General features: G+C 64.9%; 12 protein-coding genes. 2 read left to right on the forward strand and 10 right to left on the reverse strand.

Going from position 1 to position 12786, the window contains the following annotated elements:
* Positions 1-273: 273 nt before the first annotated feature.
* Both CFB81_RS36270 and CFB81_RS26230 read right to left on the reverse strand, forming a co-directional pair.
* Positions 274-459, reverse strand: coding sequence for a hypothetical protein (locus CFB81_RS36270; RefSeq protein ID WP_179236064.1), 186 nt, complete (start codon positions 457-459; stop codon positions 274-276).
* 324 nt (positions 460-783) lie between these two features.
* Positions 784-1926 carry a DUF2827 domain-containing protein gene (locus tag CFB81_RS26230; RefSeq protein WP_089436992.1) on the reverse strand — a complete coding sequence of 381 codons (1143 nt, stop codon included), beginning with the start codon at positions 1924-1926 and terminating at the stop codon, positions 784-786.
* A 203-nt stretch (positions 1927-2129) separates the two neighbouring features.
* Between CFB81_RS26230 and CFB81_RS36275 the strand changes: the two genes are divergently transcribed.
* A complete protein-coding gene (locus CFB81_RS36275; protein WP_179236066.1) occupies positions 2130-2402 on the forward strand; it encodes a hypothetical protein in 273 nt (90 codons plus the stop codon).
* Here CFB81_RS36275 and CFB81_RS26240 read toward each other — a convergent pair.
* From CFB81_RS26240 to CFB81_RS26275, 8 genes are all read right to left on the reverse strand, one after another.
* A complete protein-coding gene (locus CFB81_RS26240; RefSeq protein WP_089436994.1) occupies positions 2333-4447 on the reverse strand; it encodes a phosphocholine-specific phospholipase C in 2115 nt (704 codons plus the stop codon). The two genes, CFB81_RS36275 and CFB81_RS26240, sit on opposite strands and share 70 nt — an antisense overlap.
* A gap of 42 nt (positions 4448-4489) precedes the next feature.
* Positions 4490-4693, reverse strand: coding sequence for a hypothetical protein (locus CFB81_RS26245; protein ID WP_069620667.1), 204 nt, complete (start codon positions 4691-4693; stop codon positions 4490-4492).
* A 184-nt stretch (positions 4694-4877) separates the two neighbouring features.
* Positions 4878-5216, reverse strand: a complete 339-nt coding sequence (locus CFB81_RS26250) for a DUF1493 family protein (protein WP_089436995.1) — start codon at positions 5214-5216, stop codon at positions 4878-4880.
* Positions 5216-5647 (reverse strand): STM2901 family protein, encoded by a 432-nt coding sequence (locus CFB81_RS26255; RefSeq protein WP_089436996.1) that lies wholly within the window; start codon positions 5645-5647, stop codon positions 5216-5218. Before CFB81_RS26255 ends, CFB81_RS26250 begins: the two co-directional genes overlap by 1 nt.
* Positions 5648-6163: 516 nt before the next feature.
* Positions 6164-8164 (reverse strand): acetyl/propionyl/methylcrotonyl-CoA carboxylase subunit alpha, encoded by a 2001-nt coding sequence (locus tag CFB81_RS26260; protein WP_089436997.1) that lies wholly within the window; start codon positions 8162-8164, stop codon positions 6164-6166.
* A gap of 36 nt (positions 8165-8200) precedes the next feature.
* Positions 8201-8986, reverse strand: coding sequence for an enoyl-CoA hydratase/isomerase family protein (locus tag CFB81_RS26265; protein WP_089436998.1), 786 nt, complete (start codon positions 8984-8986; stop codon positions 8201-8203).
* A gap of 19 nt (positions 8987-9005) precedes the next feature.
* On the reverse strand, positions 9006-10613 hold the full coding sequence (locus CFB81_RS26270) for a carboxyl transferase domain-containing protein (protein ID WP_069620663.1): 1608 nt from the start codon (positions 10611-10613) through the stop codon (positions 9006-9008).
* A gap of 31 nt (positions 10614-10644) precedes the next feature.
* Positions 10645-11826, reverse strand: a complete 1182-nt coding sequence (locus tag CFB81_RS26275) for an isovaleryl-CoA dehydrogenase (protein ID WP_069620662.1) — start codon at positions 11824-11826, stop codon at positions 10645-10647.
* A 170-nt stretch (positions 11827-11996) separates the two neighbouring features.
* Here CFB81_RS26275 and CFB81_RS26280 point away from each other — a divergent pair, with 170 nt between their 5' ends.
* Positions 11997-12743 carry a TetR/AcrR family transcriptional regulator gene (locus CFB81_RS26280; RefSeq protein WP_069620661.1) on the forward strand — a complete coding sequence of 249 codons (747 nt, stop codon included), beginning with the start codon at positions 11997-11999 and terminating at the stop codon, positions 12741-12743.
* Positions 12744-12786 lie beyond the last annotated feature (43 nt).

Raw genomic sequence — 12786 nt, forward strand, 5'->3', positions numbered from 1 at the left:
GCGCTCCGGCAAATGGCGAGCCGCCGATCGCGGCTCGACCTCAACACCCAGGCGGAACGCACCAACCTCGACGCGCTCCGCCGCCTACCCGGCCCATCCTGTATGTCGATTTTTTCCGGGGAGCGTACTGGTCGCTTCGGCGCCGTCAAATTCGATATTTTTACGATATTCGATTACTTGAAATACACCACGCACGCACACTGCCGACAGTGCGACAGGTTACACAACGCGAATTACGCGAACCTCAAATCCGAATCGCTTACTTTTTTTCATTCAGACGGTTTTATCCGAATCGTCTTTTCCCGAATTTGCTTGTTGCGAGAAACAGGAAACCGTCAATTGATCAGATAAATACCATGCAATGAAGTAGCGCCCGCGCTCGATATGTCGGGGCGACATGCCGCTCTCCTTGCATGCGGTCTCCCGCGCCACGCCTGCCGCCGCGTGCCATTCGATCATCGCAGCACGCAATTTTCACGTTTCAAACGATATTATTGAATGCCTAACAGGAATATCCACTGCCTAACCGATAATACCAACTTCAATTATATGAAGATTATAGATCGAAACATATTTAACAATCTTTCCAATTTGTTAACCTATAAACTTGTTTTTGACGGACTTCCCTCGGAGCCGTCAATTTCGTGCCTTCAAAACCGACGAACCCATCGGGTTCGTCGGTTTCTTTTTTAACGGCATCATTTCGTCAGACATGAGGGCGGGACAAACCCGACGGCGCAAGACGGGCGGGGCGCAACGAACGTGCGCCGCGGAAACCCGGCCTCAGGCGGCCGGCGCGCCGATCAGGTTCGCGAGCAGCGCGTCGTACTCGGCGACGAGCGCCGGATTCGCCGACGTGTAACGGCGAAGGATCTCGCGCTGGCGCCGCGCATACGCTTGCCAATCGTCGTCGTGCGTATGGAGCGCGCGCAGCAGCGCATCGGCGCCCTGCTGCACGTCGTTGTCCGGATAGTAGTAGCCCAGATCGGGCGCGAGACTCGCGTTGTGCACGAGCGGATAACCCTGCCAGCACACGTCGAAATAGAAATAGTTCAGCGGGTTCGACCATTGGTGCGACACGACGATATCGGTCAGGTCGGCCAGGAACAGCGGCGTATCGAAGCGCCCGACGAAGCTCGCCTTGCCGGCGCGCACGATATCCAGGTAGTTCATCAGCATCACGAACTCGGGGCTGTCGTGTGCGAGGCGATCGGCGTTCGTCACGTGCGTGAAGCAGATCGCGTCGGGGTCGCGGCGATACGCTTCGTCGATGATCAGCATCGGATACACGCAGAACTTCACGACGTTGTGGTTCGGCTCCATCACCGTGAGCCGCTTGCCGGGCTCGCTGCGCGGCCGGTATTCGCCGTGCTCGGGCAGCGACTGCGCGCGCTCGGTCAGGAACATCGGATCCCACACGAACGGCACGACGCGCCCCGGACAGCGGCGCAGCGACTGCAGGAACGGCAGCGACGACGGCGCGATCTGCGGAATCGCCCACACCTCGTCGTAGCCGCGGTTGATGAACAGCGACTCCCACAACCGGCGGCCGAACAGCATCGACTCCATCGCGTTGATGTACTCGACCCCGCAGCAATAGCTGACGAGCTTCGCGCCGCGCGCTTTCAGGTAGGCCGTCTGCTCGCCATCGATCTGCCCGCCGAGTTCGATCACCACGTCGAGCGCATCCTTCATGTCGGCGAACGCGCGCGTGTCGTACACGCCGCGATCCCACGGCAGGGCGTCGGTCAGCGGCACGTCGGTCGTGTTGACCAGCGTCACACGGTAACCGTGCGGCGACGCCATCAACAGCTTCGCGAGAAACAGCGCGTTCTGCTTGATGCCGTTGATCCACAGGCTTTCGTCGGGGGCACGCAATCCGATCGTGATACCGATGCGCAGGCCGGTCAGGACAGGAGACGTCATCGTCGGCGGGATGGAAAGTTGAATGGGGATGGCATGGCGCATTCTAGCGGAGCGCCGGCCGCACACTGTCAGGGATGGTCAGCGGCCGGTCCGGCCGTGCCCATCCGCCCGACCGTTATGCGATGCTCGCGCCGCCCGGCAGCCGGTTTTTCTCGCGGCATTCGAGCGGGCAACTGGCGACCTCAACGCACCGCGATCATCGAATGGAACACGACGCCGCGCAAGTCCTCCAGATCCTCCACGACGAACCGGCGCGGCGCTCGCGGGAAAGCGCTTCCGGGCGCGGCGCCACGCTGAAGCGCACCGCGCGAATCGCCGACGCAGCCGCCGCACCGTCATCGACCGGTAAACGCGACGCGCCGGCCGAATGCGACCGGCCGGCGCGTCGTCGCATCGGTTGCCGTCGTCAGATCGCCGCGATCGTTGGCGTGACGGCCGCCGGGTCGGTGATGCTCGGCTTGCCGGTTTCGACGTGACCCGCGATGCGGCGCGTCCAGCCGGCATTGCCCGCCACGGCGAACTGCAGGTCGTACCAGTGGCTGCTGCACGACAGGTCCCAATGCGCTTCGACGCGCTGCCCCGCCGGGACCGTCAGCGTGCGCGCCACGCCGCCGTACGCGACATCGGTTACCGTGACGGTGAGCGGGCCGGTGCCGGCATTGGCAATCGTCACGTAAACGTCGCCGTTCGCGGTGTCGTAGCACGGCATGATTTCAGGCTTGGCAGCGCCATCCGCGGCGGCCGAACCCGCGAAGCGCCGGAAATAGCCGTTCGGCCCCCACACGCTCACCAGGTAGTTGCCGTTCGCATCGAGCGCCCACGTATCGGTCAACTGCTTGCCCGCTTCGACCGTATAGCGGCGCGGCATCGCGGTGGGGTCGCCCGTATAGACCCAGAAGTGCGCGCCCTGCGTGCCGGTATTCGCGAACGTCACCGCATAGCCTTGCGCCTGCAGCTGGCCGGTCACGTGCAATTCGTACGGTAGCGCGCGGGCCGGCCGCGTGCCGGGTTCCTGCGCGGTCACGATCTGCTGCGCGGTGCTGGCCGGCGCGGTCTGCGACGACGCGCGCGAGCATTGCAGATCCGCCTGCGCGACATACGCCTGCGTGCTCGGCAGGGTCGGCAGCGTCGCATCCGACTTCGAGAAGTCGAGCGCCGACGTCAGGTCGCCGCAGATCGCGCGGCGCCACGGCGAGATGTTGGTCTCCATCACGCCGAAGCGCTTCTCGATGAATTGCAGCACCGACGTGTGATCGAACACCTGCGAGCACACGAAGCCGCCCTTCGACCACGGCGACACGACGAACATCGGCACGCGCGGGCCAAGGCCGTACGGCAGGTTGTCGGCCGTATAGGTGCCGGCTTGCGTCGCGGTCACGACGTTGTGCCGCTCGAGCGATACGTCCACGGTGCTCATGCCCGAGCCGGGCAGCGTCGGCGCCGACGGCGGCACGACATGGTCGAAGAAGCCGTCGTTTTCGTCGTACATGATCAGCAGGACCGTCTTGCTCCACACGTCCGGATTGGACGTCAGCGCATCGAGGATCGTCGACAGGTAGTACGCACCGTACAGCGGCGTGAACTTCGGATGCTCCGAATACGCGGCCGGCGGCAGCAGCCACGACACCTGCGGCAGCGCGTTCGCCTGCACGTCCGCTTTGAGCTGCGTGATCGGGCGCGTGCTCATCCCGCGCGTCTGCAGCGACGAACCGGCCGGCGCGTTCACGAAGTTGTTGAAGCACGCGAGCATGTTCGTGCCGTAGTTGCCGGTGAAGTTGTCGAACCCGGTGCCCTGCTGATAGATCTGCCACGAGATGCCGGCTTTTTCGAGCCGCTCCGGGTAGGTCGCCCAGTTGAAGGGCGGCAACTGGACCTTGTCGAACTGGTTGTCGATGTAGTCGGTGTTGTCGAGCAGCGGGCCGCCTCCCGTGCCGAGCGGATCGACCATGCCCGTCATCAGGTACATGCGGTTCGGGTGCGTGTTGCCCGGGATCGAGCAGAAGTAGTTGTCGCACACCGTGAACGCATCCGCGAGCGCGTAATGGAACGGGATGTCGTCGCGAACGTGATAGCCCATCGTCATGTTCGACTTCTGCACGGCCCACTGGTCCGCGCGGCCGTTGTCGATCGCGCCGTGCGTCGTCGCCCACGTATGCGGCAGGCCGCCGATACATTGCGCGTTGACGCCCGGGTTGGTCGTGTCGTAGCGGAACGGTGCGATCACGCTCGACTTGTCTTCCTGGCGCGGCTGGAACCACACCGGCTTGCCGTTCGGCAGCGTGACCGGGAAGCGGTCGTTGTAGCCGCGCACGCCGCTCAGGTGTCCGAGGTAGTGGTCGAACGAACGGTTCTCCTGCATGAACACGACGATGTGCTGCACATCCTGGATCGTGCCCGTCACGGTGTTCGGCTCGATCGCCAGCGCCTTGCGGATCGATTCCGGCAGCAGTGCGGTGGCGGCGGTCGCGCCGGCGAGGCCGGCCGAGAACTTCAGAAAATCGCGTCGAGAATGGATGGCCATGCTGGTTGCGCTTGATGGGATTTCTGGTGGAAACGGCCGGTATCAGGAAGCGGGCGACGAAGCAGGCGCGGTGAAGCCCGGCGGGCAGCGCATCTGCGCGGTGGCGACCACGGCGCCGCCGCACGCGGCCTTCTGCTGCGCGACGGGCGCGGCGGGTGCGGTCAGGTCGTCGTTGCAGGCGCCGAGGACGGCGCTCAGCACGACCAGACCGGCGACCGCGAAAGGCCGTAGGGCCGACGTTCGCATAACGGTTCTCCGTGAGGATGATGACGTGACGCGGACGCGAACCCGCGCCGGTCATATCGACGCCGAGATGCTATGTTCGACTTGTTACACGACGGTGTCGAGCGACAGCAGCCGACGCGCAGACAGATCCCCGCGTTGGTGCGGAAATCGCAGGTGCGCCATCGACTGGCCCTTTTTCGAGCCGCTACATCGTCCACCGCCCGGTTTCAATCGCCGCCTCCATCATTTTGATCGTGAGCGGACGCTCCAGTATTTTGTCCCTGGCGTCGGCGCTGAATGGCGACCTGAATACCGTCATCAAGAATCGACCCAATCCCAGTTTCCGGGACGGGTAATAATAATCAATGTCGAAATCGGAAATATCGACACCAAACGTTTCCGAAAATCTCCGTATCAATCTCAACATGGCCCTGTCGGAAATTTCAAGATCGATGCAGAGATCCGTGTCCTCGGTAATCTCGAGCTCACCCCATAGTGGCGAATCGGCCTCATCCCGCACCATCTCTGTCAGACGACCGTCCATCAAAAGCGATCCTCCTGCTTGACCAAGCCATTGTACGTGACTGTCGAGCGATACATGATCACTGATATATCGATGGCGGTAATGATCCAGCCGACCACCGGTACGGCCCGCCCGACAAAGGCGCCGAACTCCCGGGTAAATTTGATCTTGAGCAGCAGGAGGCTCCTGAATGACGTTACCGTCGGCAGAATTTTGTACTTGAGTTCATAGGGCAACACCTTTCTCGATGTCCTGGATGCGATCGAAGGCCCCTTGACCGTTCCGCCGAATTTCCCTCTGGTCGGCACGAACCTCTGACCTAACAAAATCATTGCGATCCCGACAGCATCATCGATACCCAATTCATCACAGGCCACGTCGATAACAATCAGGCAGAAAAGCTCTGGCGGGGTACGGTCGATATGAATCCCGTATTTATATTTGTTCGCCATCTCAGTCTTTCTCTCGGCTACATTGCGCAGGACACCGGGCTGCACATCCCGGCGGTTACGCTAACGCAGCCATGTCGCACATGGGCGGAAACGCGCAGCTGTTTCTCCAATCGAGCCTGACTTTCCGGGCACTCCGGAAAGCAGTCGCGATCGCGTGTGGCCTTTCTCCACAAGAGGAAGCAGGCAGTGCGTTTTGGCGAAGAAGTTGGACAGGGTCCGGTTTCGATCTTTGAACGACTGTTGCAATGGGCAATCCGGTGCAAGGCAGCGCATGTCGAGCGGCCGGTCACCGACGAGAATCTCCGGATTATTCAAAAATCTGGAAGATGCGACACGCGAATTATTTGTTTTTGTCTATGCGCGACGAGTGCGACGGTCGCGACACAAGAATGCAATGTCGTCCTGATGCAGGCACATCAAGTATCCACAGCCGGATGGCGTCGGGGCGCTCGGATGATACGGGGCACGATGGCCCCTGCGTGAGAGCCGGCAACGGCCCTCACGCGTATGCAACGCTCAGCCTTCCGCCATCATCAGCAACTGCGCACCGTCCGCGACCTGATCGCCGACGCCGTACAGCACTTCCGCGACGACGCCCGCGCTCGGCGCGCCGATCGTGTGCTCCATCTTCATCGCTTCCATCACGATCAGCGGCGTGCCGGCTTCGACCTTCTGCCCCGGCTCGACCAGCACCGCGATCACCTTGCCGGGCATCGGCGCGGTCAGGCGGCCGCCGCCCTGCTCGGCGTCCCCCGCATGCGCGAGCAGGTTGCGCCATTCGAACGTCTCGGCCGCGCCCTGCGTGAACACGTGGAACGTGTCGCCGTCCGCATACACGCGGCCGCTGCTGCGCACGCCGCCCAGCGTCACGTCGAAATCGAGCGGCGTGGCGCCGCGCGTCCACGCGAACGGTTGCGCGGCGGCGTCGCCGATCGCGACGCGCGTGCCGGCGCCGTCGTCCTCGTACGCAACCGTCACGTCCGCTTCGCGATCGGTCGCACGCCATTCGAGCGTGCGGCGATAGCCGCCGTTCAGCCGCCAGTCCGGCAGCGAACACCACGGCGACGCGCCGTCCTGCGCGGCGCCGCCACGCTCGCGTGCCAGGAGCGCGGCACATGCGAGTGCGAGCATCGCACGCGGCGGCTGTTGCGGCGCGAACAGCGCATCGTGGTTGCGCTCGATCAGGCCCGTGTCGAGATCGGCGATCGCGAACGGCGCGCATGCGACGATCCGCTGCAAGAACGCGGCGTTGGTATGCAGGCCGACCACTTCGCACGCGCGCAGCGCACGCAGCATCAGGCTCAATGCTTCCGCGCGATCCGCGCCGTGCACGATCAGCTTGGCGATCATCGGATCGTAGAACGGCGTGATCGCATCGCCCTCGCGCACGCCGCTGTCGACGCGCACGGCCGCCCCGATGTCGAATTCGACGCCTGCCGGCAACCGCAGATGCTTCAGCGTACCCGTCGACGGCAGGAAGCCGCGTGCGGGGTTCTCCGCGTACAGGCGCGCCTCGAGCGCATGGCCGTGCACGTGCAACTCTTCCTGCTTCAGCGGCAGCGGCTCACCCGACGCGACGCGCAATTGCCATTCGACGAGATCGAGCCCCGTGACCATCTCGGTCACCGGATGCTCGACTTGCAGGCGCGTGTTCATCTCCATGAAGTAGAACGCTTCGCCCGTCATGATGAATTCGACGGTGCCCGCACCGACGTAGCCCACCGCGCGCGCGGCCGCGACGGCCGCTTCGCCCATCGCCTGGCGCACGTCCGCATGCAAACCGGGCGCCGGCGCTTCCTCGAGCACCTTCTGGTGACGACGCTGCACCGAGCAGTCGCGATCGAACAGGTAGACGGTATTGCCGTGCGTGTCGCCGAACACCTGCACTTCGACGTGACGCGGGCGCGTCAGGTATTTCTCGATCAGCACGCGATCGTTGCCGAAGCTGCTGGCCGCTTCGCGCTGGCACGACGCGAGCGCCGCCGGGAAATCGTCGGAGCGCTCGACCACGCGCATCCCCTTGCCGCCACCGCCCGCGCTCGCCTTCAGCAGCACCGGGTAGCCGATCCGGTCGGCTTCGCGATGCAGATTGGCCGCATCCTGGTCGTCGCCGTGATAGCCCGGCACGAGCGGCACGGCGGCCGCGTGCATCAGCGCCTTCGCGGCAGCCTTCGAGCCCATCGCCGCGATCGCGTCGACCGGCGGCCCGATGAACACGATGCCGGCCTCTTCGCACGCGTGCGCGAAATCTTCGTTCTCCGACAGAAAGCCGTAGCCGGGGTGAATTGCCTGCGCGCCGGTCGCGCGCGCGGCTTCGATGATGCGCTCGACGCGCAGGTAACTGTCTGCCGCGGCCGAGCCGCCGATATGCACGGCCTCGTCGCACGCGGCCACGTGTTTCGCGTTCGCATCCGCGTCGGAATAGACGGCGACGCTCGCGATCCCGAGACGTTTGCACGTCGCGGCGACGCGGCACGCGATTTCGCCGCGGTTGGCGATCAGAATCTTGTCGAACATGGCTTCGATGTCGTCCGGAAGGTTAAGGTCACGCGATCATTCGCGCCACGATGGCGTGCGCTTTTCGAGGAAGGACGCGATCCCTTCGCGCGCTTCCGCGCCGGCGCGGGTCCTCGCGATCCAGTCGGCGGTCTGCTCGATCAGCGTCGCGTCGAGCGCGCGCCCGGCCACGTCCGCAACGAGCCGCTTGCACGCCCTCACCGCATCGGGGCCGTTCGCGACGAGCGTCGCGGCCAGCTTCGCGACCGTTTCGTCGAGCGCGTCGGCCGGCACCGCATCGTGAATGAAGCCGAGCGATGCGGCGCGCGCGCTGTCGAACACTTCGGCCGTCGTGAAGTAGCGCCGCGCCGCGCGCTCGCCCATCGCACGGATGACGTACGGCGCGATCGTCGCGGGAATCAGCCCGAGCCGCGCTTCCGACAGGCAGAACTTCACGCCGTCCGCGGCGATCGCAATGTCGGCCGCCGCGACGAGGCCCACGCCGCCCGCATACGCATCGCCATGCACGCGCGCGATCACCGGCTTGCCGCAGCGATGGATCGCTTCGAGCATCCGCGCGAGCTTGCGCGCATCGGCGCGGTTCTCGTCGTCCGAATAACCGGCCATCCTCTTCATCCAGTTCAGGTCCGCGCCCGCGCAGAACGCGGCGCCTTCCGCGGCGAGCACGATCGCGCGCACGCCTTCGTGCGCATCGAGCCATTCGAACGCGGTGGTCAGCTCGGCGATCGTCGTCTCGTTGAATGCGTTGCGCACGTCGGGACGCGCGAGCGTGACGGTCGCCACGCGGCCGGCTTCGCTTACCTTGATCGTTTCGTATCGCATCGGTCGGTCCTCCCGGGCGTTACATGCGGAACACGCCGAAGCGCGTGTCGTCGATCGGCGCGTTCATCGACGCGGCGAGGCCGAGCCCGAGCACGTCGCGCGTCTGCGCGGGATCGATCACGCCGTCGTCCCACAGCCGCGCGCTCGCGTAATACGGATGGCCCTGGCGTTCGTACTGGTCGCGGATCGGCTGCTTGAACGCATCCTCTTCCTCGGGCGACCACGAACCGCCCTTCGCCTCGATGCCGTCGCGACGCACGGTCGCGAGCACCGACGCAGCCTGTTCGCCGCCCATCACCGAGATTCGTGCATTCGGCCACATCCACAGGAAACGCGGGCCGAACGCGCGGCCGCACATCCCGTAGTTGCCGGCGCCGAACGAGCCGCCGATGATCACCGTGAACTTCGGCACCTTCGCGTTCGACACGGCCGTCACCATCTTCGCGCCATGCCGCGCGATGCCTTCGTTCTCGTACTTGCGACCGACCATGAAACCCGTGATGTTCTGCAGGAACACGAGCGGGATCTTGCGCTGGCAGCACAGCTCGATGAAATGCGCGCCCTTCACGGCCGATTCGGAGAACAGGATGCCGTTGTTCGCGACGATCCCCACCGGATGGCCCCAGATGTGCGCGAAGCCCGTGACGAGCGTCGTGCCGAAGCGCGCCTTGAATTCGTCGAATTCGGAATCGTCGACGATGCGTGCGATCACCTCGCGCACGTCGAACGGCTTGCGCGTGTCGACCGGAATCACGCCGTACAGGCTCTTCGCGTCGTAGCGCGGCGGCTTCGGCTCGCGCAGCGCGATCGGCGGCGCGATCTTCGGCGCGAGGTGACCGACGATGTTGCGTGCGATCGACAGCGCATGCGCGTCGTTCTGCGCGAGATGGTCGGCCACGCCCGACAGGCGCGTATGCACGTCGCCGCCGCCGAGATCCTCGGCGCTCACTTCCTCGCCGGTCGCGGCCTTCACGAGCGGCGGGCCGCCCAGGAAAATCGTGCCCTGGTCCTTCACGATGATCGACTCGTCGCTCATCGCCGGCACGTACGCGCCGCCCGCCGTGCACGAGCCCATCACGACGGCGATCTGCGCGATCCCCGCGGCCGACATCGTCGCCTGGTTGAAGAAGATGCGGCCGAAGTGATCGCGATCGGGGAACACGTCGTCCTGGTTCGGCAGGTTCGCGCCGCCCGAATCGACGAGATACACGCATGGCAGCCGGTTTTCGGCGGCGATTTCCTGCGCACGCACGTGCTTCTTCACGGTGATCGGGTAGTAGGTGCCGCCCTTGACCGTCGCGTCGTTGCACACGATCACGCATTCGCGGCCGGCAATGCGGCCGATCCCGGTGATGACGCCCGCGCCCGGCGCGTCGTCGTTGTACATGCCGTTCGCGGCGAGCTGCGAGAACTCGAGGAACGGCGCGCCCGGATCGAGCAGTTGCGCGATGCGGTCGCGCGGCAGCAGCTTGCCGCGCGACAGGTGCTTGTCTCGCGCGGCCTGCCCGCCGCCTTGCGCGAGCCGTTCGATCTTCGCGCGCAGGTCGGCAACGACCGCCTCGAGCGCCGCGGCATTCGCGCGGAAGTCTTCCGAACGCGGGTTCAGTTTCGATTCGATGATCGGCATCGACGGGGCTCCGTTCGCGTGACGTGGGGCGTTACATCGTTTCCGCGAACAGCTCGCGGCCGATCAGCATCCGGCGGATCTCGCTCGTGCCGGCGCCGATCTCGTACAGCTTCGCATCGCGCCACAGGCGGCCGACCGGGTATTCGTTGATGTAGCCGTTGCCGCCGAGAATCTGGATCGCCTCGCCGGCCATCCACGTCGCCTTCTCGGCCGTATAGAGGATCACCCCCGCGCAGTCCTTGCGTACCTGGCGAATGTGGTCGCTGCCCGCCGAGTCCAGATGGCGGCCGACTGCGTACAGGTACGCGCGGCACGCCTGGAACGTGGTGTACATGTCGGCGACCTTGCCCTGGATCAGCTGGAATTCGCCGATCGACTGGCCGAACTGCTTGCGGTCGTGGATGTACGGCACCACCGCGTCGAGACACGCGGCCATGATGCCCGTCGGGCCGCCCGACAACACCGCGCGCTCGTAGTCGAGGCCGCTCATCAGCACCTTCACGCCGCCGTTCAACTGGCCGAGGATGTTCTCTTCCGGCACCTCGACGTCCTGGAACACGAGCTCACCCGTGTGCGAACCGCGCATGCCGAGCTTGTCCAGCTTCTGCGCGACCGAGAAGCCCTTCATCCCCTTCTCGACGATAAATGCGGTGATGCCGCGCGAATGGGCCTCGACGTCCGTCTTCGCGTAGACGACGAGCGTGTCGCAGTCGGGGCCGTTGGTGATCCACATCTTCGTGCCGTTGAGCACGTAGCGATCGCCGCGCTTGTCCGCGCGCAGCTTCATGCTGACGACGTCGGAGCCGGCATTCGGCTCGCTCATCGCGAGGGCGCCGATGTGTTCGCCGGACACGAGCTTCGGCAGGTATTTCCGTTTTTGCGCTTCGGTGCCGTTGCGGTGGATCTGGTTCACGCACAGGTTCGAGTGCGCGCCGTACGACAGGCCGATCGACGCCGACGCGCGCGAGATCTCCTCCATCGCGACCATGTGCGCGGTGTAGCCCATGTTCGCGCCGCCGTATTCCTCGGAGACGGTCATGCCGAGCACGCCGAGATCGCCGAACTTCTTCCACAGATCCATCGGGAACTGGTCGGTGCGGTCGACCTCCGCCGCGCGCGGCGTGATTTCCTTCGCCGCAAACGTCGCGACGGCGTCGCGCAGCATCTCGATGTCTTCACCGAGCATGAATTGCACGCCGGGCAGGTTGATCATGTCTCCTCCGTCTCCAGAAAGTGTGTCGCACTCACCGATTTCTGAGTTTCACTCAAATCGAATGAATACGGGTATTCATTGACCAATACAGCAGAAATTTTGCACAGTTTCGCGCCTCGCCGGGTTCTGCGTCAATAGTTTTCTGAGTGATACTCAGATATCATGCGAGCATGACAGCCGCTCCCGCCGACACCATGACCGCCCCCGCCAAAGCCGACCGCGCCGACACGCCGCGCGCACCCGCCGGACGCAAATCCCAGCAGCGCGTGCAGGACATCCTGCGCGCCGGTCGTGAAGTGTTCGCCGAAAAAGGTTACGAGCATGCGACGGCAGCGGAGATCGCGCAGCGCGTGGGCGTGTCGGAAGCGACGGTGTTCAGCTATTTCCGCGGCAAGCGCGAGCTGTGCGCGCGTGTGATCGCCGACTGGTACGACGAAATCATCGCCGCGTTCGAACACGGGATGCCGCGGGACGCGTCGGTGCAGCAGCAGTTCGCGTTCATCGTGCGCACCCACCTGCGGCTGATGCTCGTGAACGGCACGGGGCTGTGCGCGCTGGTGCTGTCCGAGGGGCGCGCGAAGCAGCATGCGCTGAGCGACGAACTCACCGCGCTGCAGCGCCGCTACACAGCGCCGTTGATGGACGTGCTCGCGCGCGGCCAGGCGGCCGGGCAGGTGCGTGCGGATCTGCCGCTGAGCCTGCTGCGCTCGATGGTGTTCGGGCCGATGGAGCACGTGCTGTGGGATGCGATCCTCGGGCACCGCAAGCTCGATACGGAAACGACGGCCACGCAGTTGATCGACATGCTGTGGGCCGCCATGCAGCCGCCCGCGCCGGAGCAGGCAGCGCTGGTGCGCTTCAGGAACGAAGTGGCGGAAGCGGTGCGGCGGCTGGAAGGGGAAGCGTCACGCGCGTGACGCGGATGGGCGGCGCGGCGGCCGCCCCGCCGCGGCTTCCGCG

The sequence above is a fragment of the Burkholderia sp. AU28863 genome (assembly GCF_002223195.1).
Classification (GTDB): Bacteria; Pseudomonadota; Gammaproteobacteria; order Burkholderiales; family Burkholderiaceae; genus Burkholderia; species Burkholderia sola.

What these genes read in the sequence shown, in the direction of transcription:
- CFB81_RS26265 (WP_089436998.1), bottom strand. Translation starts at nt 8,986, where the DNA reads ATGCGATACGAAACGATCAAGGTAAGCGAAGCCGGCCGCGTGGCGACC.
- CFB81_RS36270 (WP_179236064.1), bottom strand. Translation starts at nt 459, where the DNA reads ATGATCGAATGGCACGCGGCGGCAGGCGTGGCGCGGGAGACCGCATGC.
- CFB81_RS26255 (WP_089436996.1), bottom strand. Translation starts at nt 5,647, where the DNA reads ATGGCGAACAAATATAAATACGGGATTCATATCGACCGTACCCCGCCA.
- CFB81_RS26275 (WP_069620662.1), bottom strand. Translation starts at nt 11,826, where the DNA reads ATGATCAACCTGCCCGGCGTGCAATTCATGCTCGGTGAAGACATCGAG.
- CFB81_RS26245 (WP_069620667.1), bottom strand. Translation starts at nt 4,693, where the DNA reads ATGCGAACGTCGGCCCTACGGCCTTTCGCGGTCGCCGGTCTGGTCGTG.
- CFB81_RS26270 (WP_069620663.1), bottom strand. Translation starts at nt 10,613, where the DNA reads ATGCCGATCATCGAATCGAAACTGAACCCGCGTTCGGAAGACTTCCGC.
- CFB81_RS36275 (WP_179236066.1), top strand. Translation starts at nt 2,130, where the DNA reads ATGGAACACGACGCCGCGCAAGTCCTCCAGATCCTCCACGACGAACCG.
- CFB81_RS26260 (WP_089436997.1), bottom strand. Translation starts at nt 8,164, where the DNA reads ATGTTCGACAAGATTCTGATCGCCAACCGCGGCGAAATCGCGTGCCGC.
- CFB81_RS26250 (WP_089436995.1), bottom strand. Translation starts at nt 5,216, where the DNA reads ATGGACGGTCGTCTGACAGAGATGGTGCGGGATGAGGCCGATTCGCCA.
- CFB81_RS26240 (WP_089436994.1), bottom strand. Translation starts at nt 4,447, where the DNA reads ATGGCCATCCATTCTCGACGCGATTTTCTGAAGTTCTCGGCCGGCCTC.
- CFB81_RS26230 (WP_089436992.1), bottom strand. Translation starts at nt 1,926, where the DNA reads ATGACGTCTCCTGTCCTGACCGGCCTGCGCATCGGTATCACGATCGGA.
- CFB81_RS26280 (WP_069620661.1), top strand. Translation starts at nt 11,997, where the DNA reads ATGACAGCCGCTCCCGCCGACACCATGACCGCCCCCGCCAAAGCCGAC.